This is a genomic window from Massilia sp. FBCC-B171, from assembly GCF_059134155.1.
In genome coordinates this window covers 2264272-2284158 of the sequence record NZ_CP101443.1, presented here as the reverse complement: position 1 = coordinate 2284158, position 19887 = coordinate 2264272, and the positions used below count along the sequence as shown (strand labels likewise).

The window sequence follows — 19887 nt, the reverse complement described above, 5'->3', positions numbered from 1 at the left end:
GTTAGATAAGAGGACAGAAAATGAACAACGCTCAACTCGGTGGTGTCACGCAAAAAGCACAATCGGTCAACCAGCTTCTTTCGACCAAAGAGGATATCAAAGCGGCGTCCCGTCCAGTTGTCAGCGTCTCCGGCACCCAACAAAACGAGTTGCTCGGAGCCCTTCCCCGCCCTGACCTGGAAGCCCTGTTCGAGCACCTGGAACTGGTTCCTATGCCCTTCGGCAAGGAGCTGTTCGAGTATGGCAGCAAACTTGAATACGTGTATTTCCCTACAACCTCAATCGTGTCGCTGCTGTATGTCATGGAAGACGGCGCCACCACCGAGATCGCCGTTGTCGGCCACGAAGGCGTGGTCGGTGTGTCGCTCTTCATGGGCGAGCGCGCCATGTGCAGCGCCGTCGTGCAGAGCGCCGGCTACGGCTACCGCCTGAAAACCCAATTCCTGCGTGACGCATTCATGAAGGGCGGCGCCCTGCCCCAGCTCCTGATGCGCTACACCAATGCCCTGTTCGCCCAGATGGCCCAGAACGCCGTGGGCGGCCGCCACAGCTCGATCGAGCAGAAGCTCTGCCGCTGGCTGCTCGACCGCCTGGACCGTTCACCAGGCAACGAACTGAAAGTGACCCAGGAACTGATTTCGATCATGCTGGGTGTGCGCCGCGAAAGCATCACGGCAGCAGCCGGCAAGCTGCAGGATGAAGGCCTGATCCAGTACCGCCGCGGCAACATCACCGTGCTGGACCGTACCGGCCTCGAAGACTATGCCGGCGAATGCTACAAGGTCGCCAAGACTGAATACGATCGTCTGCTGATGGACGTCGCGCGCTAAGCGGCAAACCGGTCGCCCTCTCCCACCGCCGGCAGGACCGGCGATGGGGACGGCGGCATCAATGCGACGGCGCCTGCCGTTGTTCCCACGGCCGGAATCCATGCCCGCACGCAAGTCCCCACCCCGTTGACCCCACGGTCGATATCGAGTTTCCCGCCCAGCAGCAAAGCCCTTTCGCGCATGCCCAGCAAGCCGTGCGATTTCGAACGCGTAATCGCGTCGGAGCCGATGCCGATGCCGTCGTCAATGACTTCCAGCGACAAGGCGTCGTCTTCGCGCGCCAGGTGCACGATCACGCTGCGCGCCTGGGCATACTTGGCGATGTTGTTGAGCGACTCCTGCACGATGCGGAACAAGGCGATCGCATGCATGGGGCCGGCGCTGTCGACGTCGCCGTCGATCAGGATGTCGCAGTCGAGCCCGGTCACGCGACCATAATCCTCGCAATAACTTTGCAGGGCGGCGCCCAGGCCCAGGTTGTCGAGCAGACTCGGGCGCAGGTCTTCGACGATGCGGCGTTTCAGTTGCACCGTATCGACCAAGGTGGCGCGGGCGCGCGCCAGCATGGCCGCCAGCTCGGGCCGGCTGCCGCGCAGCTGTTCGCCGACGCTGGCCAGGTCCATCCCGATGGCCGTCAGGTTCGCACCCATTTCGTCGTGCAACTCGCGCGCCAGGCGCGATTTTTCTTCTTCCGACACATGGATCAGGTGGCGCGACAGCACCGACAGCTGTTCGGTGCGGCGTGCCACCAGCGATTCGAGCTGCTCGTTCACCAGCTGCAAGGCCTGTTCGGCGCGGGCGCGCGCGGCGAAACTGCGCTGCACCAGCTGGTAGAACAAGAGCAGCACGGCAATCGCCGCAGCATTGATGCCCAGGCCCAGGATCACGGCATGGCGGTACTCGTCGTAAAAGGCCGCGCTGCGCGCGTTGAGCAATTCGTTCTGTTCGCCCAGCATGATTACCACTTGCAGGCGGATCTCGTCGGTGTCGCCTTCGGTCGGCGCGCCGGTAATGGTCAGGATTTCCTGCAGCCCGCCATCGCGGTAGATGGTCAGCGCTTCGTTCATCATGCGCAGCTGGCGCTCGACGAGCAGGCGCAGCTGGGCCAGGTTCTTTTGCTGAGAAGGATTGTCGGCCAGCAGCGCACTCAGTTTGTGCAACTGGGCATCGATGCGGGCGGGCGCGCCCGTCACCGAGCCGAGATAGCTCGGCGAACCGGAAAGGAAATAGCCACGCAGATTGCTTTCCGCATCCGTGACGAGCAGGTTCAGGTGCTGCAGCTCGTCCGTGACTTTGGCGGTCTGGTCTTGCAGGGAATTGGCGGCCTTCATCCCGTCGAGATTGCGCAACAGGCTGATGCCGTTGACCAGCAGGATCGCCACGACGGCAAAGCACAGCAGCGTCTTGTACAGGGGAAGCGAGCGGCTGCGTTTCGGGAGGGGATCGGTGGAAAAATACATCTGCAAAGGTTCCTTTCGCGCAGCTTGCCGGACCGGGTTGATTATAGTCCCTGTGAGGCTTCAATGCAGCCCAGCAATCTTGTCGTATAGAAGGGAAACTCAGATGTGCGCTGGCGGCCGGGACCGTGGGGCCGTCACATGATGACGGTTTGCCACGGGCGGACGTTGCGCGATGACACGCGTGCGGTGTCGGAACCGCGGCCGGCGATTGGAGGCCGGCAAGGGCAGGCGCCGGGAGGCGCCCGCAAACTGCTGCTTAGTCGAGCAGGTTGTTCTTCATGGCGTAATAGGTCAGGTCGCTGTTCGACTGCAGGCCCATCTTTTCCATGATGCGGGTACGGTAGGTGGACACGGTCTTGATCGACAGCGACAGCGCGTTTCCGATATCGGACACGGTCGCGCCTTTGGCCAGGCGCAGGAAGACCTGGAATTCGCGGTCCGACAGCTCGGTATGCAAAGCCGTGTTCGGATCGCGGTCGAAGCTTTGCGCCAGCAGTTCGCCGACCGTCGAGCTCACGTAGCGGCGGCCCTGGAACACGGTGCGCACGGCAGTCTTGAGCTCGTCGGCATCGCATTCCTTGTTCAGGTAGCCATTGGCGCCCATCTTGAACAGGTTCAGCGCGTACTGTTGCGCCGGATAGCCGGAGAGAATCAGCACCGGCAGGTTCGGCTGGCCCTGGCGGATGGTACGCAAGATGTCAATCCCGCTCTGGTCGGGCATGGCGATGTCGAGCAGCAGCACATCGCAGATCTCGCGACGGGCAATGTCCAGCGCCTCGCGGCCGGTGGCGCCTTCAGCGACGACTTCGAAATCGCCGGACGAGGAGAAAATTTGTTTGAAACCTGCTCGAACTATCTGGTGATCGTCACAAATGGCAACGCGTATCATTGTCTTCCCTTAAATTTTCCTGGCACAGGAAAGTGCCGGGGATGGCTCACCCCGGCTGTCGTGCGTTGGTACCTAAGCCGCATGTAACATTTTAGCACTCAAGCGTCTCCTGTAACAGACGCATGACTGCCGCGTTAACGCTACATTAAGCTGGGCTTACACTCTGCTTGCATAAGGCCACGATATCGAGCAGCTCCACGCGCAGCTTGGCCGTATCGACGACGGGCGTCTCTTCGACCTGCACATCCTCGATGCCGCCTGCCAGGCTGCTGGCGCGGCTGTCGAGCTTGTTGCGTGCACCACTGATCGTGAAGCCCTGTTCGTAGAGCAACTCGCGAATGCGCCGGATCAGCAGCACTTCATGGTGCTGGTAATAGCGGCGGTTACCTCGGCGTTTGACTGGCTTTAGCTGAGTAAATTCCTGCTCCCAGTAGCGCAGCACGTGCGGCTTGACGCCGCACAATTCGCTCACTTCGCCGATCGTGAAGTAGCGCTTCGCCGGGATCGGCGGCAGCGCGGTCAGTTCAATCTTGTTCGGGCGATCGTTCATGGCTCACTTTTTAGGTGTACCGAGTAGCGGTACTGACTGGCTGACTCAGGCGGCGCGCGCCATCGATGCCGGGCTGGTCTCTTCAACCATGCCCTTCAGTTTCTGGCTGGCGTGGAAAGTCACGACACGGCGCGCCGTAATCGGAATCTCTTCTCCGGTTTTTGGATTGCGGCCAGGCCGCTGCGGCTTGTCGCGCAACTGGAAGTTGCCGAAGCCTGACAGCTTGACGGCCTCGCCGCGCTCGAGCGCGTTACGGATCTCATCGAAAAAAGTCTCGACCATGTCCTTGGCTTCGCGCTTGTTCAAGCCGACCTGCTCGAAGAGCAGCTCGGCCAACTCGGCCTTGGTCAGGGTCGGGAGATCCTTTTCCGCTTCCTGCCGTACTCGTGCCACCTGCATCGCGCGATGCAGGTCGGCCGCCAGGGCCTCCTGGAATACGGCCGAATCAACGTCGTTGTTATTAATTTTGAAGCCCTGCCTTCAGATGGACATGTTTTGGAATGACAAACTTAGCCGCGCAGTTTTGCGCTGTGTTTTTCTCTTGCAGCCTCAGCCAGCGAAGCCATGACGGCCTCGACGACATCGTCCTGCAAGGTCGATTGAGTATCTTGCAAGCTAAAGCGGAAAGCAAGCGATTTTTCGTCCGGCTCCAGGCCCTTGCCGCGGTATTCGTCAAATAAAACAATGGCTTGCACGATCTTGCCATTCGGATGGGCGGCCGCGGCCGAGGCGAAGGCATCGATGACATCCTGGGCCGGAACGCCCTGCTTCACCACCAGCGCCAGGTCGCGCGTGGCGCCCGGGAACTTCGAAATCTCGGTGTAGCGCGGGACCACGCGTTGCTGCAGCGCGTCGGCATCGACTTCGAACAGGACCGGCGCCTGCGCCAGGTCGTATTTCTGCAGCCAGCGCGGATGCAGTTCGCCGATGAAACCGACGACGCGGCCATCGAGCTCGACGTTGGCGCAGCGGCCCGGATGCAGCGCCGGGTGCTCAGCCTTCACAAAGCGTACCACACGCGGGGCGAACAGGGCTTCCAGGTCGGCCTTGACGTCGAAGTAGTCGACCGCGCGAGTCGGCACGCCCCACTGCTCGTCCAGCGCCGGGCCATAAGCCATGGCGGCAACGCGCTTGGGCTGCTCGAAGCCCGCCACCGACAATGGACCGTCGGCAACCGCATCATTACGCTTGAAGATGGCGCCGATTTCAAACACGCGCACCCGGCCCGCCTTGCGATTCAGGTTGTAGCGCACGTTGGCCAGCAAGCCGCCGATCAGGGTCGAGCGCATGACGCTCATCTGGCTGGCGATCGGGTTCTGCAGCTTGATCGGCGCATCGTTGGCAGCGAAATCCTGTTCCCAGACGCTTTCCACAAAGCTCATGTTGACCACTTCCTGGTAGCCGAGGTCGGCCGCGCGGTGGCGGATCGCGAACAGCGAGCGCGTGTTTTCCGGTTCGATCAGCATCGCGCTCGGCGCGACCGGCGGGTTGGCAGGAATGTTTTCGAAGCCATACACGCGCGCAACTTCCTCGATCAGGTCTTCCTCGATCTCGATGTCGAAACGGTAGGACGGCGCGGTGACGGCAAATTGGCCAGCCTCATGCGTGAACGGCAGGTGCAGCCGGGTGAAGATATCGGCCACCATCTCGTCGGTGATCGGCACGCCGATGACCTTTTGCGCGCGCGCCGTGCGCAGCACGACCGGCTGGCGCTGCGGCAGGTTCGCGATCTGGTCGTCGATCGGGCCGACTTTCGTTGCTTCCGTGCCGCAGATCTGGACGATCAGCGCGGTGATGCGCTCGATGTGCTCGACCGTGGTCGCGTAATCGACGCCGCGCTCGAAGCGGTGCGCCGCATCGGTCGAGAAATTGAATTTGCGGGCACGGCCCTGGATCGCGTTCGGCCACCAGAAGGCCGCTTCCAGGTAGATGTCGGTCGTTTCCAGGGTCACGGCGGTCGAATCGCCGCCCATGATGCCGGCCAGCGACTCGATTTCTTTCTCGTCGGCGATCACGCCGACCCATTCGTCGACCTCAACGGTGTTGCCGTTCAAGAGCTTGAGCGTTTCGCCCTTTTTGCCCCAGCGTACGTCCAGGCTGCCGTGGATCTTGTTCATGTCGAACACGTGCGACGGACGGCCGACTTCGAGCATGACGTAGTTCGAGATGTCGACCAGTGCCGACACCGAACGCTGGCCCGAGCGCTCGAGGCGCTGCTTCATCCAGTCGGGCGTGCTTGCCTTCGCGTTCAGGCCGCGGATGACGCGCCCGGTAAAGCGGCCGCACAAATCCGGCGCCGAAATTTTGGCAGGCAGGATCTCGTCCATGGTCACCGGCACCGGCACCGTGGTCGGCAGGTGCAGCGGCGTGCCGGTGAGCGCGGACACTTCGCGCGCCACGCCCAGCACCGACAGGCAGTCCGCCTTGTTGGGCGTGAGCTTGATCGTAAACTTCAGGTCGTCCAGGCCCAGGTAGTCGCGGATGCTGGCGCCCACTGGCGCGTCAAACGGCAGCTCCATCAGGCCGCTGCTCTCTTCCGAAATTTTGAGTTCCTTGGCCGAGCACATCATGCCCTGCGATTCGACGCCACGCAGTTGTCCGACCTTGATTTCGAAAGCTTTGCCGTCGGCGCCAGGCGGCAGCACGGCGCCGGCCTTGGCGCAGATCGCCTTCATGCCCGCGCGCACGTTCGGCGCGCCGCAGACGATGTTGAGCAGCGTGCCGGTGCCGACATCGACCTGGCAAACGTTCAGGCGGTCCGCGTTCGGATGCTTGGCCACTTCGACCACTTCGGCCACGACCACGTTCGAGAATGGCGGCGCGACCGGCTCGACTTCTTCGACTTCGAGGCCGGACATCGTCAGCAGGTGGGACAGTTCATCCGAACTCATGTTCGGGTTGACCATGGAACGGAGCCAGTTTTCGGAGAATTGCATAATCTTTAGCCTTGTAACTGCGTAATTTATTATTGATCGTACTGAATCGACGACACTATTAATTAAATTGCTTCAGGAATCTCAAGTCGCCTTCGTAAAAGAGGCGCAGATCGTTGATTCCATAACGCAGCATCGTCAGGCGCTCAAGGCCGGAGCCGAACGCGAAGCCGATGAATTTTTCCGGATCCAACCCGAAGTTCTTGACGACGGTCGGATGCACCTGCCCCGCGCCAGACACTTCCAGCCAGCGGCCCTTCAAGGGGCCCGAGCCGAAGGCGATGTCGATCTCGGCCGACGGTTCCGTGAACGGGAAGTAAGACGGGCGGAAACGCACCTGCAGGTCGTCGGTCTCGAAGAAGGCCTTCACGAAATTCAGGTAGACACCCTTCAGGTCGGCAAAGGAAATGTCCTCACCAATCCACAGGCCTTCGACCTGGTGGAACATCGGCGAGTGAGTGGCGTCGCTGTCGACGCGGTAGGTGCGGCCCGGCGCGATCACCTTGATCGGCGGCGTGTGGGTGCGCGCGTAGCGTACCTGCATCGGGCTGGTATGGGTGCGCAGCAGCAGCGGCTTGCCGGTACTGTCATTGCCTTCGATATAGAAGGTGTCCTGCATCGAACGGGCCGGGTGGTTTTCCGGGCTGTTCAGGGCAGTGAAATTGGTCCAGTCGGTCTCGATTTCGGGGCCGTCGGCCACGTCGAAACCGATCGAGCGGAAGATTTGCTCGACACGTTCCCAGGTACGCATCACTGGATGGATGCCGCCGATGGAACGGCCGCGGCCCGGCATGGTGACGTCGATCGCTTCCGCGTTCAGGCGTTCCTGGAGCTGGGCGTTCGCCAGCGCCTCGCGGCGGCCCGTCAGTGCCTGTTCAATTTTTTCTTTTGCGGCATTGATCAGGGCGCCCTGCGCCTTGCGCTGTTCAGGGTCGAGCTTGCCGAGTCCCTTCATCAGTTCGGTTACCTGGCCGGTCTTGCCGAGGTATTTTGCTTTTGCGTTTTCCAGCGCGGCTGCATCAGGCGCAGCGCCAAAGTCAGCCTGGGCCGAGACGACGAGTTCTTCCAGCGAGTTCATGCGTGTTTTCCTGTTTTGATGGTGGCGGGAGCCACAGGGTCCGTGCTGGTTTGACAAGGCCCCACAATCAAAAACGGGGCATAGGTTTGAACCGATGCCCCGCTCTTTTCGCGCTACGTTACCGCAGCGCTATTTGCTCTAGCAAACTGCTGTTAGGCAGCCAGCTTGGCCTGGACGGCAGCGACGATCGCAGCGAACGCTGGCTTGTCGTGCACGGCCATGTCGGCCAGAACCTTACGGTCCAGTTCAATCGCGGCTTTTTTCAGGCCGTTCATGAAGACGCTGTAGGTCATGCCGTGCGAACGCGATGCCGCGTTGATACGGGTGATCCACAGTGCGCGGAAAACGCGCTTCTTGTTGCGGCGATCGCGGTATGCGTACTGGCCAGCGCGCATGACTGCTTGCTTGGCAACACGGTATACTTTTGAGCGACGGCCACGGTAGCCTTTTGCAAGCTCAAGAACCTTCTTATGACGGGCCCGTGCGGTAACCCCACGTTTAACTCTAGGCATATTAGCTCCTTAGTGTGAGATTAAGCAGTTGGCATCATGCGGTAGACGCTGGTCACGTCCGACGCATTGATGTTACGGGTACCGCGCAGCTGACGCTTGTTCTTGGTGGTCTTCTTGGTCAGGATGTGACGCTTGAACGCCATACCCGATTTCACAGTACCGCCCGGACGTACGCGAAAACGTTTCTTCGCGGAGCTTTTGGTTTTCATTTTTGGCATAGTCTTCTGTCCTTTTCACGGACAGCCTCATATATAACAGGATTGCAGGTGGCAACTGATGTCGCGCTTAGATGCCTGCTTTCACTTGTTTTGCAGCGCATGCGAGATACGCTACAACCTGCTTCGAAAAACAGGAACCGCAGATTCTAACACAGGTTGGGGGGGAATGGTGTTGCCGCAGAGCCGCAAAAGCCGGCCGGAGGAACGTAGGGTGGGCGGGTCTCCCGCCCACGCGGTGATAGCTGGCGGCAAAATCAACTCGCACGACAGCGGAGCCGATAACAATCACCGCGTGGGCGCAATTCCGGCCATTGGCCGAAATTGCCCCGCCCACCCTACAAATCGGAGAATTATTTCTTCTTTTTCGGAGCAATAATCATGATCATCTGGCGGCCTTCCATCTTCGGGAACTGCTCGACCTGGCCATACGGCTCCAGGTCACCCTTCAGACGTTCAAGCATGCGGAAGCCGATATCCTGGTGCGCCATTTCGCGGCCACGGAAACGCAGCGTGATCTTGGTCTTGTCGCCCTCGTCGAGGAACTTGATGAGGTTGCGCAGCTTGATGCTGTAGTCGCCCTCATCCGTACCTGGACGGAATTTGACTTCCTTGACCTGGATGATCTTCTGCTTCAGCTTGGCCTCGTGGGCCTTCTTCTGTTCCGAGTACTTGAACTTGCCGTAGTCCATGAGGCGGCAGACCGGCGGGACCGCGTTCGGCGCGATCTCGACCAGGTCAACGTTCTTTTCTTCGGCCAGACGGAACGCGTCAGCCAGGCTCACAATGCCCAGCGGCTCGTTGTCTACCCCGGACAAACGCATTTCCGGGTGGCTGATTTCGCCATTGATGCGATGCGACGACTTGTCAGTAGCTATGTTGTTTCCTTTTAATGTCTGAATAACCGGCCGGCTTACTTGGCTTTAGCATTCACTTCGCCAAGCAGGCGCTCGATCAGGGCATCGATGGACATCACGCCCAGGTCGACATTGCCCCGTGCGCGCACGGCCACGGTGTTTGCTTCACGTTCCTTGTCGCCAACAACTAGAATATATGGCAACTTTTGGACGGAATGTTCACGTATTTTATAGGTAATTTTCTCGTTCCGCAAATCAGCGTGAACGCGCAGGCCGGCCTTCTTCAGGCGATCCTGTACCTCTTTTACGTAATCGGCCTGCGCATCGGAGATGTTGAGCACCGCCACTTGCACCGGCGCCAGCCAGAGCGGCAGCGCGCCGGCGTAGTTCTCGATCAGGATGCCGATGAAGCGCTCCATCGAGCCGACGATCGCGCGGTGCAGCATGACCGGCACCTTGCGCGTGTTGTCTTCGGCCACATACTCGGCGCCCAGGCGGCCCGGCATCGAGAAGTCGACCTGCATCGTGCCGACCTGCCATGGGCGGCCGAGGCTGTCCTTCAGGTGGTACTCAATCTTCGGACCGTAGAAGGCGCCCTCGCCCGGCAATTCCGTCCACTCCACGCCACAGGCGCGCAGGGCCGAACGCAGCGCTTCTTCCGCTTCGTCCCAGACTTCGTCGCTGCCGATGCGGCTTTCCGGACGCAGCGCCAGCTTGACGTCGATATTCGTGAAGCCGAAGTCGTCATACACTTCCATCGCCTGGGCGTGGAAGGCCGTCACTTCCGCCTCGATCTGCTCTTCGGTACAGAACACGTGGCCGTCGTCCTGCGTGAAGCCGCGCACGCGCATGATGCCGTGCAGCGCGCCCGAGGATTCGTTGCGGTGGCACTGGCCGAACTCGCCGTAGCGCAGCGGCAGGTCGCGGTAGCTCTTCATGCCCGAGTTATAGATCTGCACGTGGCCCGGGCAGTTCATTGGCTTCAAGGCATACGAACGGTTCTCCGACTCGGTCGTGAACATGTTCTCGCGATAGTTGTCCCAGTGGCCGGTCTTCTGCCACAGCGTCACGTCCAGGATCTGCGGCGCCTTGACTTCGTCGTAGCCGTTGACCTGGTATTTATGGCGCATGTACTGCTCGACCTGCTGCCAGATGGTCCAGCCTTTCGGGTGCCAGAAGATCAGGCCCGGCGCTTCTTCCTGGAAGTGGAACAGGTCCAGCGCCTTGCCCAGTTTGCGGTGGTCGCGCTTTTCCGCTTCTTCCAGGTTGTGCAGGTAGAGCTCCTGGTCTTCCTTCTTGGCCCAGGCCGTGCCGTACACGCGCTGCAGCATCTCGTTCTTCGAGTCGCCGCGCCAGTAGGCGCCGGCCAGCTTCATCAGCTTGAACACTTTCAGCTTGCCCGACGATGGCACGTGCGGGCCGCGGCACAGGTCCGTGAAGCTGCCTTCCGAGTACAGCGAGACGTCTTCGCCCGCCGGAATCGAGGCGATGATCTCGGCCTTGTATTCTTCGCCGATCGACTTGAAATAGGCAACGGCTTCGTCGCGCGGCAGCACCTTGCGCGTGACGGGCTCGTCCTTCTTGGCCAGCTCGGCCATCTTCTTTTCGATCTTGGCCAGGTCTTCCGGCGTGAACGGGCGCTTGTACGAGAAGTCGTAGTAGAAACCGTTTTCGATGACCGGGCCGATCGTGACCTGGGCATCCGGGAATAGTTCTTTCACGGCATGCGCCAGCAGGTGGGCGGTCGAGTGACGAATCACGTCCAGGCCTTCCGGGTCGCGGTCGGTGATGACGGCGAAATCGGCGTCCTGTTCGATCAGGAAAGAGGTATCGACCACTTTGCCGTCGACCTTGCCGGCCAGCGCGGCCTTGCCCAGGCTGGGGGCAATGCTGGTCGCCACCTGGGCGACCGTTACGGGGCCGTCGAACTGACGGCTGGAGCCATCGGGAAGTCGCACGTTAAGCATAGTGATCTCCATGTGGCGCGCCGCGCCGAAAGTATTAAAAAATTCGAAACTATAAAATTCTGGACGAAAAAAAACGCGCTCTAGGCGCGTTGATTTCAGTGTATTGAGCAAAAGAACACCATACCGCGTCTAGCGATTCCCCCACAACCAGGTTGTAGTTCGCGGTGTCATAACCGTAGTGCCTTTCTCGCTCTTACTCAAGTCGGCGCCATAAATAGCCTACTGCGCGTTGCATTTCCGGTCTGCGATGCTCGCCGTACATTCGTACGACTGCGCTTCTCTACCGGAACTGCCGCCGCTCGCTACGGCTCTTTATGGCACCTTGGTGTTCTGGTGGGCGGTGCAGAATTCGAATCTGCGACCCCTTGGATGTCGACCAAGTATTCTAACCAGCTGAACTAACCGCCCAATGACGTGCATTATAGGGGGTGCGTCCGCGTCGCGCAAGGCTTGTCCAGAATTAAGTGCTGAGACGGAAAAGTTACCCGTAGCATCACCGTTCCGGAATCACCGATATCCATTACACTTGCCGGCTGTTCCATCTATCGAATCAGCAATGAACTCAGCACCGACATCAAGCCACCTGCACGCCCACCTCGACGGCGACGCCAGCCATGGCCATTTCATCGAGGCGCGCAGCCAGAAGGCGCTCGGCATTGCACTGACGATGACGCTGCTGTTCGCCGTCATCGAAGTCGTGACCGGCTTCATGTCCAATTCCCTGGCCCTGATCTCGGACGCCGGCCACATGGTGACCGACGCCGCCGCCCTGGGCCTGGCCCTGCTCGCCCAGCTGATCGCCAAGCGCCCGCCTTCGCACCGCCATTCCTTCGGCCTGGTGCGCGCCGAAGCGCTGGCCGCCTTTGTCAACTGCCTGGCCATGCTGGCCCTGGTGGCCTGGATCGTGTATGAGGCCGTGCAGCGCCTGACCCACCCCGAGCCGGTGCAGGGCGGCGTGGTGCTGGTCGTGGCCGCGATCGGCGCCGCCATCAACATCGTGGTGGCCTGGGTGCTCTCGCGCGACACGCAGAGCATCAATACCCGCGCGGCCCTGGTGAATGTGATGGGCGATTTGCTCGGCTCGGTGGCCGCGATCGCCGCCGGCGCCATCATCTACTTTACGAACTGGGTCCGGATCGACCCGATCCTGTCGATCTTCGTCTCGCTCCTGATCCTGAAATCGACCTTCGGCATCCTGCGCGAGTCTTACCACTTCCTGATGGAGGGCGTGCCGCACGGGATCGACTACCTGCAGGTCGGCGCCGACCTGGCCGAGGTCGACGGCGTGCTCTCGGTGCACGACCTGCACGTCTGGGACATGTCGCCCGGCCACCCTGCCCTGATCGGCCACCTCGAAATCCACGACCTGGCCGACTGGCCGGCGGTCCTGCGCCGCGTGAAGGAGATGCTGCTCGAACGCCACGGGATCGATCACGTGACGCTGCAGCCTGAAGCGGAGGGCGGCCTGCCGCTCGACCCGAGCCACTGTAAGCCTGCGCTTACCCAGCCTGAGCACGCGCGCCGATAGGTGCCTGCGGCGAAAGTCCCGATAATCGCTCCATGAGCGAACTTACCGAACGTGTTTTCGATACCCTGGTCATCGGCGGCGGCCCCGGCGGCCTGACCGCCGCCATCTACCTGCGCCGCTTCACGCGCAACATCGCCGTCGTCGACAAGGGCAACAGCCGCCTGTGCCTGATCCCCGTCTCGCACAATTACCCCGGCTTCCCCGAAGGCGTGCCGGGCAGCGAACTGCTGAAGAACCTGACCGACCAGCTGCGCAACTACGGCGGCGATGTCCTGCACGGCGAAGTCATGGACCTGCGCCTGGAGGACGGCCACTTCGTCGGCGACTACCTCGACGACGCCGGCGACACCCACTCCCTCCGCGCGCTGACCGTGCTGATCGCCACGGGCGTGGCCGACGCGGGCCTGCCGGTCGAGAACTGGCGCGAAGCCGTGGCCTGCGGCGCCGTGCGCCTGTGCCCGGTGTGCGACGGCTACGACGTCATGGACCGGCGCATTGCGGTGGTCACCAACGAAACCAACCCGGTCGGGCACGCCCTCTTCATGCGCTCTTTCAGTGCGGACGTCACGCTGTTCGACCGCGGCGAGGAATCGATGCTCAGCGATGAAGACCGCAAGCAAGTGGAAGCGGCCGGCGTGGTCTATGTCGAGTCGCCGCTGCTGGGCGTGTCGATGAGCCCGGACATGAAGCCGATCCTGAACACGGCCGACGGCGAGAGCCGCGAGTTCGACGTGTTCTATCCGATCCTGGGCGAGACGGCGCGCTCGGCGCTGGCCTCCGCACTAGGGGTCGAGACGGCCGAATGCGACAAGATCGTGGTCGACGACCACCAGCGCACCAGCGTGCCGGGGCTGTATGCGATCGGGGACGTGGTGCGTGGGCTGAACCAGATTGCGGTGGCGGCGGGACAGGCGGCGATTGCGGCGACGGCGATTCACAATGCCTTGCCCTGGGCCTTGCGGGCGAAAGTCGAGCGTCGCGACGATTCTGAGGCTGGTTGAACGCGTGGGCGGCAGAGCCGTCCACCCTACGTCCTATGCCAAGGACCCGTAGGGTGGGCGGGTTCCCCGCCCACGCGTTCAACGCACGGCAGCCCACCATTCCACGCTTATTTCTCGCCCGACGCCAACGCAATCCGCCGCTTGATCTGCTCCACGCCCACCGCATCGCCAAGCGCCTCCGCCCGCTTCTGCGCCACCCCCAGCCACATCAACAGCGGCCTGCGCCAGCCCTGGCTCGACGCCGTCTCGGTCGCCGCCCCGATATCGGCAGGCGCGATCCGCCCCGACTTGAACAGCGCCCCTGCCGCCACCAGCTTGGCCAGCGGATCGGTCACCGCCGCGATCGAGCCGCTGCCGGCCACCGTCCGGTGCTGCTCCGGCAAGGCCGCCACGTCCAGTCCTTCCCAGCGCCCGGCGATATAGGCCGCGTACGCGCGTTGCTGCGCCGTCGCGTCGCTCGCCAGCGCCGCAAAGCCGGGACAGGCGTCAAACTCCAGGCTCGCCGCCAGCACCGCGCAGCGCACCAGCTCGACCTGGGCCACGAGGTCGGCGCGGCCGGTGCTGGTGGTTTCGCGGCGCGCGCGCGCGAAGTTCGCGTTGGCCGCGCCCGTGCTGCCGCGCAGGTAGTCTTCGGTGAAGGCGTCGAGCGCGTCCTTGGCGTCCGGCTGCCAGCTTGGCGGCGCGGGCCGGGTGCTGCAGCCGGCCAGCAGCAGTGCAATCATCAGGGCGGGTAGTTTCATGGCAGCTTGATCTCCTCGGGCTTGCCGGCGAACGGCCACTTGCGGTTGACCTGGTCGACCAGGCGGTTCACCTTGCGCAGGCTGGCGTCGACTTCGCCGCGCAAGGCGCCCAGGTCTTCGGTCGCCACGCGCGCATTCGCGCCCACGGCCTGGGCTTCGACCAGCACGGCGTCCACGCGCTTCAAGGTGGCGCGCGCATCCTGCAGCACGCCCTGCAGTTCGACCACCGCGGCCTGGGCGTCGTCGACCACGCCCTTCTTGCCATACAGGCGCTGGTCGGTCTTGGCCAGCAAGCCGTCCAGGCGCTGCAGCGTGCCGATGAATTTTTTTGCTTCCTCGTCGCCCAGCGCGCCGCTCAGCAGGCCGTATCGGCCGGAGATGCGGCCCGACAGGCTTCCGGTCAGAGCCTGCAGGTTGTCGAGGCTGCCGGCCATGCTCGATCCTTCCGCGGTCATGCTGTCCAGGTTGTTCAGGAGCGAGCGCGCCGTGGCCACCAGGCCGGGGATCTCGGCGGTGACGTCGCCGCGCAGGATGGGACGCACCGCGCCGTCGGGCAGCGGCGCGTCGTCGAGCACGCCGGTGAAGGCGCGCAGGCGCGTCTCGCCGACGACGCTGCGCTCCAGCGTGAAGACGCTCGACACCGTGAGCCAGCGGGCGTCCGACTTCGAGACGTCGACCAGCACCTGCACCTTGCCGTCTTTGGCCAGGTCGACCAGGCGCACGCGCCCGATGGGAAAGCCCGCGAAGGTCATGTCCATGCCGGGGATGACGCCTTCCGAGTTCTCGGTGGTCAGGATCAGCTTCTGTGTGGGTTCGAACACCCCGCGCGCATACATCACATACAGGACAAAGGCGATGATCAGGGTGGCGACCAGCCCCAGCAGGATCATTGCCTTGGTTTCAACATGGGCCGGCTCGTCAGGTGTCGTATCGATCATGGGTTCAGATAGTTGAGGATCAGATGTACTTCAAGGCAAGCGAAGCGCCTTCGATCAGCAGCAGCACGAACAGGAGGCGCAGCGCGCCCGGCTGCACGCTCGAGTTCAGGCGCCGCGGATAGCGCTGCAGTTCGAGGATGGCGGCGGTCGGAATCACGGCCACCGCCAGGCCGAACAACACGGTCTTCAGGACAAAGCCGATCGTGACGATGGGGTCGAACACGCGCCCGACCGTGCGCGTATAGTCGGAAACGCCCCAGGGCGACACGCCGTACACGTTCAGGTAGGCCAGCAGCAGCACGATGGTCGAGCTGACCATGGCCAGGCTGAGGACTGAAAAGGCGTTGGCAAACAGCTGCGGCACCAGGTCGCGCCGCAGGCGGCGCAGGGCTTCCGCATTCACCTCGACGGTCGGCAGCCCGGCGCGCGCCAGGCCGAGAGCAGTCGCATCGAAGGCCATGCCGGAACGCAGGGCGGCAAACAGCGCGGCCGAGAGGGGAATGAGTTCCAGCACCAGCACCCGCACCACCATCTCCAGCGCATAGCGCGACAGGCCGTAGCTCATGGCCGTCACCAGCACGATGCGGATGATGACGAGGCTGATCAGGGCCGAGAGGACCGTGAACCAGGGCAGCACCTGCCAGGTGCTGGCGTGGATGTAGCGCGCGGTGGCGAGGCGGTTGGCGCGGTTGTAGGTCGAAGGCGAGAACGCCGTCACCATGGCGATGGCGCCGAGGTGGAACATGTACCACCAGCTGCGCAGGTAGTGGACAAACGCGAGGCCCCAGAGGCTGGGGCGGGTGGCGAGGTGGAGGGAGCGGCGCATGGGCATATGATACGGTTTTAACAAGGATGCATGTGTTTTCGTATCATGACCATTATGCTCTGCGCGCCTCCTGCACTCCCGGCACTTCAGCGATGCCCGACAAGGCCTTCTGCAACTGCGCCGTCGACCCGATCTCCGCCGTAAACACCATGCGCGCCTGTCCCTTGGTGGTCTGCGTATTCACGCCGGTGACGTTGATCTTCTCGCGCAAAAACGCGTCCGACACGTCGCGCAGCAGGCCCTGGCGGTCCACCGCAAGAATGAAGATGTCGACCGGATAAACGGTCTCGATCACGCCCTTGCCCCAGTCGGTCTGGATCACCCGCTCGGGCGCCTTGCTGCGCATCTCCCCAAAATTCTTGCACGAGAGCCGGTGGATCGACACGCCCTTGCCGCGCGTGACGAAGCCCACGATCGGGTCCGGCGGCGCCGGTTTGCAGCACTTGGCCAGCATCGTCATCAGGCCTTCGGTGCCGACCACCAGTACGCCCGACTTGGCGCCCTGCTCCACGCTCGAGGCCCGGCTCTTGTTGACGACGGCCGTATCGTCCGGCGGCGGCGCTTCCACCGTTTCGTGCAGCGCCGCTTCCACGTGGCGCAGGCTGAATTTTTCCTTGCCGACCGCGATGAACAGGTCGTCGACCTTGGCGAAACCCAGCTTATGCGCCAGCGCTTCCAGGTTGACCGCGGTCTTGCCTTCGCGCTGGAGGGATTTTTCGACCAGGGTACGGCCTTGATTGAGCGTCTCGGCCAGTTCCAGCGCATGGAACCAGGCGCGGATCTTCGAGCGCGTGCGGCTGCTGACCGTGTACCCGGGGCTGAGCCAGTCGCGCGACGGTCCCTGGCTGCCGGCTGGGCCTTTCGCGGTGATGATCTCGCAGGTCTGGCCGTTCGACAGCGGCGTATTCAGGGGCACCATCACGCCGTCGATCTTGGCGCCGCGGCAGCGGTGGCCGACTTCGCTGTGCAGATGGTAGGCGAAGTCGATCGGCGTCGCGCCCACGGGCAGTTCGAGCACCCGCGCCTGCGGGGTCAGCACGAAGATGCGGTCGTCCAGCGTCGTGGCTTTCAGCTTTTCGACCCATTCCTTCTGGTCTTCTTCGGCGGCCACGACGTCGGTGACGTCGGTCTTCCAGGCCAGCAGCTGGCGCAGCCAGGCGATCTTTTCGTCGTACTTCTGGCTCTTGAAATTCGAGCCGCCTTCTTCCTTGTAGCGCCAGTGCGCGGCCACGCCGTACTCGGCGAAGTTGTGCATCTCCTGGGTGCGCACCTGCACTTCCAGCGGCCGCCCGTCCTCGGCGGTGACGACCGTGTGCAGCGACTGGTAGCCGTTCGGCTTCGGGCGCGCGATGTAGTCGTCGAATTCGGACGGGATCGGGGTCCAGATGTTGTGCACCAGGCTCAGGACCGTGTAGCAGGTCTTGGCGTCGGCAACGATCACACGGAAGGCGCGCACGTCGTAGAGCGAGGAGAAATCGAGCTCCTTGCCGCGCATCTTGTTGTAGATGCTGTAGATGTGTTTCGGGCGTCCGCTCACCTCGGCCTTGATGCCGGCCGCGTGCAGCTCCCGCTGCAACCGCTCGATCGACGACGCGACGAAGCCTTCGCGCGACATCCGCTTCTCTTCCAGCATCTTGGCGATGCGCTTGTAGGTTTCCGGCTCGAGGAAGCGGAAGGCCAGGTCTTCCAGCTCCCACTTCAGCTGCCAGATGCCGAGGCGGTTTGCCAGCGGCGCGTACAGGTCCATGGTCTCGCGCCCGTAGTCGCGCGTCAGTTCGTCGAAGCGCTTGGCCTCGGCAAAATAACGCAGCGTCGTCACGCAAGAGGCCAGGCGGATCAGCACCACGCGCATGTCGGTCGCCATCGCAAGCAGCATCTTGCGCAGCGTTTCCACCTGCGCCACGGCCTGCTGGGCCGCGTTCTTGCCGCGCCCGATGGCTTGATGGCCCACGGTCAGGTCGCGCAGGCGGATCAGCTGCTGCACGCCGCGCACCAGGCTGGCCACCTCGGCGCCGAACAGCTGCTCGAGCGTTTCCACCAGCGCCGGCTCGACGATCGCCAGCTCGAACAAGAGGCCCGCGATGCGCGTCTCGACATCGCTGCGCAGGTAGGCCAGCGTGCCGGCCACCCCTAACGAAAATTCGAAGGCGTTCTGGCCGGAGGAACAGGCCCGTTCGCCATAGGCGGCGGAGGCGTAATCGAGCGCGTGCTGGACGCGCACGCATTCCTCGGGGCTGAGGCCCGATACCAGCTGCGTAGTCGCGTCGCCGAGCGCGGCGGTGGAAACCATGTATTAACGCAGGGCGGCGGTGACGACGATCTCCACCAGGCAGGCCGGATTGGCAAGCTTCGCTTCGACGGTTGCGCGCGGCGGCGTGTGGCCGGATGCAACCCATTCGTCATAGACGGCGTTCATGCCGGCGAAATGCGCCATGTCGGCGATGTAGATCTGGCACATCAGGATGCAGGTCTTGTCGCTGCCGGCTTCCTGCAGCAGGCGGTCGACGTGGCCCAGCACTTCGCGCGTCTGGCCTTCGATGTCCTGGGTCGTGTCTTCGGCGATCTGGCCGGCCAGGTAGACGGTGCCGTTGTAGACGGCGATTTCGGACAGGCGTTTGCCAACGTGGAGTCGTGTGATTTGCATGTTCTCTTTCGTATTCAGTGCGTAGCGCTTAATAAAAATTTTCGTGCGATTGCAATCTGGTCGGGCTGGACAAAAGTCGGCGCATGGCCCACGCCGGGAATCTCGACCAGCTGCGGTTTCGGTCCGCGCGTCGTCATCAGCTGCGCCGTTTCGTGCGACAGCAGGTCGGAATGCTCGCCGCGCACCAGCAGCGTCGGGCAGGTAATCGCATCCCAGGCGCGCCAGAGCGCTTCCTGGTCCTGCTCCGCGCGCTCGACGTTCATCGTCTTGAAGGGCTGGGCCAGCGCCAGGTCGTAGTGGCGCACCCACTGGCCGTCCGCTTCCTGGCGCAGCACGTCGCCCGCCAGCTTGTCCCATTGTTCGTCCGTGTGCGGCCCGAACGAGGCGGACACCTCGCGCACGAAACGCGCACCGGTCGCGTAATCGGGAAAGCGCAGGTCCTGGCCGATGTAGTCGGCAATGCGCTGCAGGGCCGTGCCGTCGAGCGTGGGGCCGATGTCGTTCAGGAGCAGCCGCGTGATCGGCGAGCCAGGCAGGGAGGCCAGCACCATGCCGATCAGGCCGCCCATCGAAGTGCCGAACCAGTGCACCTTGTCCTCGCCATTGGCGGTGACGCGCGCGACCAGGGTCACCATGTCGGCGATGTACTGCGGCAGCGCGTAGAGCTGGGGGTTGGCCAGCCGGTCCGAACGCCCGCGTCCGGCCACGTCGGGACAGACCACGCGGTACTCGTCGCACAGGTCGCGCGCCAGCGCATCGAAGTCGTCGGCCACGCGCGTAACGCCGTGCACGCAGACCAGCACGCGCGCATTGTCCGGGTCGCCCCATTCCTTGTATGCAATCCGGTGCAGGCCGGCGGGCGAGCTGCACTGCACGCTTTTCAATCTCGCTTCGCTCATATCCCTGCTCCAGATGACAA

19 protein-coding genes and 1 tRNA gene are annotated in these 19887 nt (G+C 62.8%); 3 read left to right on the top strand and 17 right to left on the bottom strand.

The window, feature by feature from the left end:
• Positions 1 to 20: 20 nt before the first annotated feature.
• Positions 21 to 830, top strand: coding sequence for a Crp/Fnr family transcriptional regulator (locus tag NMB41_RS10440; RefSeq protein ID WP_494382380.1), 810 nt, complete (start codon positions 21 to 23; stop codon positions 828 to 830).
• Here NMB41_RS10440 and NMB41_RS10435 read toward each other — a convergent pair.
• The 11 genes from NMB41_RS10435 to NMB41_RS10385 all read right to left on the bottom strand — a co-directional run bounded on the left by NMB41_RS10435 (position 827) and on the right by NMB41_RS10385 (position 11699).
• Complete coding sequence (locus tag NMB41_RS10435) at positions 827 to 2290, bottom strand: CHASE3 domain-containing protein (RefSeq protein WP_494382379.1); 1464 nt, start codon at positions 2288 to 2290, stop codon at positions 827 to 829. The genes NMB41_RS10440 and NMB41_RS10435 overlap by 4 nt on opposite strands.
• A gap of 256 nt (positions 2291 to 2546) precedes the next feature.
• Positions 2547 to 3179 carry a response regulator gene (locus NMB41_RS10430; protein WP_056334485.1) on the bottom strand — a complete coding sequence of 211 codons (633 nt, stop codon included), beginning with the start codon at positions 3177 to 3179 and terminating at the stop codon, positions 2547 to 2549.
• Positions 3180 to 3324: 145 nt separating this feature from the next.
• Positions 3325 to 3729, bottom strand: a complete 405-nt coding sequence (locus NMB41_RS10425) for a MerR family transcriptional regulator (RefSeq protein WP_494382378.1) — start codon at positions 3727 to 3729, stop codon at positions 3325 to 3327.
• A gap of 45 nt (positions 3730 to 3774) precedes the next feature.
• Positions 3775 to 4128, bottom strand: a complete 354-nt coding sequence (locus NMB41_RS10420) for an integration host factor subunit alpha (protein WP_494382377.1) — start codon at positions 4126 to 4128, stop codon at positions 3775 to 3777.
• 110 nt (positions 4129 to 4238) lie between these two features.
• Positions 4239 to 6665: a phenylalanine--tRNA ligase subunit beta gene (gene pheT / locus NMB41_RS10415; RefSeq protein ID WP_494382376.1), complete on the bottom strand. Its 2427-nt coding sequence runs from the start codon at positions 6663 to 6665 to the stop codon at positions 4239 to 4241.
• Positions 6666 to 6723: 58 nt separating this feature from the next.
• Positions 6724 to 7740, bottom strand: coding sequence for a phenylalanine--tRNA ligase subunit alpha (gene pheS, locus NMB41_RS10410; protein WP_494382375.1), 1017 nt, complete (start codon positions 7738 to 7740; stop codon positions 6724 to 6726).
• Between the two features lie 152 nt (positions 7741 to 7892).
• Positions 7893 to 8252 carry a 50S ribosomal protein L20 gene (gene rplT, locus NMB41_RS10405; protein WP_379721600.1) on the bottom strand — a complete coding sequence of 120 codons (360 nt, stop codon included), beginning with the start codon at positions 8250 to 8252 and terminating at the stop codon, positions 7893 to 7895.
• A 20-nt stretch (positions 8253 to 8272) separates the two neighbouring features.
• Positions 8273 to 8470 carry a 50S ribosomal protein L35 gene (gene rpmI / locus NMB41_RS10400; RefSeq protein WP_050407401.1) on the bottom strand — a complete coding sequence of 66 codons (198 nt, stop codon included), beginning with the start codon at positions 8468 to 8470 and terminating at the stop codon, positions 8273 to 8275.
• Positions 8471 to 8820: 350 nt separating this feature from the next.
• Positions 8821 to 9291, bottom strand: a complete 471-nt coding sequence (gene infC / locus NMB41_RS10395; RefSeq protein ID WP_494382374.1) for a translation initiation factor IF-3 — start codon at positions 9289 to 9291, stop codon at positions 8821 to 8823.
• Between the two features lie 89 nt (positions 9292 to 9380).
• Complete coding sequence (gene thrS / locus NMB41_RS10390; protein ID WP_494382373.1) at positions 9381 to 11291, bottom strand: threonine--tRNA ligase; 1911 nt, start codon at positions 11289 to 11291, stop codon at positions 9381 to 9383.
• Between the two features lie 331 nt (positions 11292 to 11622).
• Positions 11623 to 11699: transfer RNA gene (locus NMB41_RS10385), tRNA-Val, on the bottom strand.
• A 148-nt stretch (positions 11700 to 11847) separates the two neighbouring features.
• Here NMB41_RS10385 and NMB41_RS10380 point away from each other — a divergent pair.
• Positions 11848 to 12819: a cation diffusion facilitator family transporter gene (locus NMB41_RS10380; RefSeq protein ID WP_494382372.1), complete on the top strand. Its 972-nt coding sequence runs from the start codon at positions 11848 to 11850 to the stop codon at positions 12817 to 12819.
• Positions 12820 to 12851: 32 nt separating this feature from the next.
• Entirely contained in the window at positions 12852 to 13820 is a 969-nt protein-coding gene (locus tag NMB41_RS10375) for an NAD(P)/FAD-dependent oxidoreductase (protein WP_494382371.1), read from the top strand.
• Between the two features lie 107 nt (positions 13821 to 13927).
• Here NMB41_RS10375 and NMB41_RS10370 read toward each other — a convergent pair whose 3' ends face one another.
• From NMB41_RS10370 to NMB41_RS10345, 6 genes are read right to left on the bottom strand one after another with little or no spacing between them, the layout of a single operon-like run.
• Entirely contained in the window at positions 13928 to 14560 is a 633-nt protein-coding gene (locus NMB41_RS10370; RefSeq protein ID WP_494382370.1) for a hypothetical protein, read from the bottom strand.
• Positions 14557 to 15498, bottom strand: a complete 942-nt coding sequence (locus tag NMB41_RS10365) for an MlaD family protein (protein ID WP_494382369.1) — start codon at positions 15496 to 15498, stop codon at positions 14557 to 14559. Before NMB41_RS10365 ends, NMB41_RS10370 begins: the two co-directional genes overlap by 4 nt.
• Positions 15499 to 15517: 19 nt before the next feature.
• Complete coding sequence (locus tag NMB41_RS10360) at positions 15518 to 16324, bottom strand: MlaE family ABC transporter permease (protein ID WP_494382368.1); 807 nt, start codon at positions 16322 to 16324, stop codon at positions 15518 to 15520.
• 52 nt (positions 16325 to 16376) lie between these two features.
• On the bottom strand, positions 16377 to 18614 hold the full coding sequence (locus tag NMB41_RS10355) for a RelA/SpoT family protein (protein WP_494382367.1): 2238 nt from the start codon (positions 18612 to 18614) through the stop codon (positions 16377 to 16379).
• A 3-nt stretch (positions 18615 to 18617) separates the two neighbouring features.
• Positions 18618 to 18968 (bottom strand): RidA family protein, encoded by a 351-nt coding sequence (locus NMB41_RS10350; RefSeq protein WP_494382366.1) that lies wholly within the window; start codon positions 18966 to 18968, stop codon positions 18618 to 18620.
• Between the two features lie 14 nt (positions 18969 to 18982).
• Positions 18983 to 19867: an alpha/beta fold hydrolase gene (locus NMB41_RS10345; protein WP_494382365.1), complete on the bottom strand. Its 885-nt coding sequence runs from the start codon at positions 19865 to 19867 to the stop codon at positions 18983 to 18985.
• Between the last annotated feature and the right edge of the window lie 20 nt (positions 19868 to 19887).

What these genes read in the sequence shown, in the direction of transcription:
- rpmI (WP_050407401.1), bottom strand. Translation starts at nt 8,470, where the DNA reads ATGCCAAAAATGAAAACCAAAAGCTCCGCGAAGAAACGTTTTCGCGTA.
- pheS (WP_494382375.1), bottom strand. Translation starts at nt 7,740, where the DNA reads ATGAACTCGCTGGAAGAACTCGTCGTCTCGGCCCAGGCTGACTTTGGC.
- NMB41_RS10370 (WP_494382370.1), bottom strand. Translation starts at nt 14,560, where the DNA reads ATGAAACTACCCGCCCTGATGATTGCACTGCTGCTGGCCGGCTGCAGC.
- NMB41_RS10355 (WP_494382367.1), bottom strand. Translation starts at nt 18,614, where the DNA reads ATGGTTTCCACCGCCGCGCTCGGCGACGCGACTACGCAGCTGGTATCG.
- NMB41_RS10440 (WP_494382380.1), top strand. Translation starts at nt 21, where the DNA reads ATGAACAACGCTCAACTCGGTGGTGTCACGCAAAAAGCACAATCGGTC.
- NMB41_RS10430 (WP_056334485.1), bottom strand. Translation starts at nt 3,179, where the DNA reads ATGATACGCGTTGCCATTTGTGACGATCACCAGATAGTTCGAGCAGGT.
- NMB41_RS10350 (WP_494382366.1), bottom strand. Translation starts at nt 18,968, where the DNA reads ATGCAAATCACACGACTCCACGTTGGCAAACGCCTGTCCGAAATCGCC.
- NMB41_RS10375 (WP_494382371.1), top strand. Translation starts at nt 12,852, where the DNA reads ATGAGCGAACTTACCGAACGTGTTTTCGATACCCTGGTCATCGGCGGC.
- NMB41_RS10360 (WP_494382368.1), bottom strand. Translation starts at nt 16,324, where the DNA reads ATGCGCCGCTCCCTCCACCTCGCCACCCGCCCCAGCCTCTGGGGCCTC.
- NMB41_RS10425 (WP_494382378.1), bottom strand. Translation starts at nt 3,729, where the DNA reads ATGAACGATCGCCCGAACAAGATTGAACTGACCGCGCTGCCGCCGATC.
- NMB41_RS10380 (WP_494382372.1), top strand. Translation starts at nt 11,848, where the DNA reads ATGAACTCAGCACCGACATCAAGCCACCTGCACGCCCACCTCGACGGC.
- pheT (WP_494382376.1), bottom strand. Translation starts at nt 6,665, where the DNA reads ATGCAATTCTCCGAAAACTGGCTCCGTTCCATGGTCAACCCGAACATG.
- NMB41_RS10345 (WP_494382365.1), bottom strand. Translation starts at nt 19,867, where the DNA reads ATGAGCGAAGCGAGATTGAAAAGCGTGCAGTGCAGCTCGCCCGCCGGC.
- infC (WP_494382374.1), bottom strand. Translation starts at nt 9,291, where the DNA reads ATGCGTTTGTCCGGGGTAGACAACGAGCCGCTGGGCATTGTGAGCCTG.
- thrS (WP_494382373.1), bottom strand. Translation starts at nt 11,291, where the DNA reads ATGCTTAACGTGCGACTTCCCGATGGCTCCAGCCGTCAGTTCGACGGC.
- NMB41_RS10435 (WP_494382379.1), bottom strand. Translation starts at nt 2,290, where the DNA reads ATGTATTTTTCCACCGATCCCCTCCCGAAACGCAGCCGCTCGCTTCCC.
- NMB41_RS10365 (WP_494382369.1), bottom strand. Translation starts at nt 15,498, where the DNA reads ATGATCGATACGACACCTGACGAGCCGGCCCATGTTGAAACCAAGGCA.
- NMB41_RS10420 (WP_494382377.1), bottom strand. Translation starts at nt 4,128, where the DNA reads ATGCAGGTGGCACGAGTACGGCAGGAAGCGGAAAAGGATCTCCCGACC.
- rplT (WP_379721600.1), bottom strand. Translation starts at nt 8,252, where the DNA reads ATGCCTAGAGTTAAACGTGGGGTTACCGCACGGGCCCGTCATAAGAAG.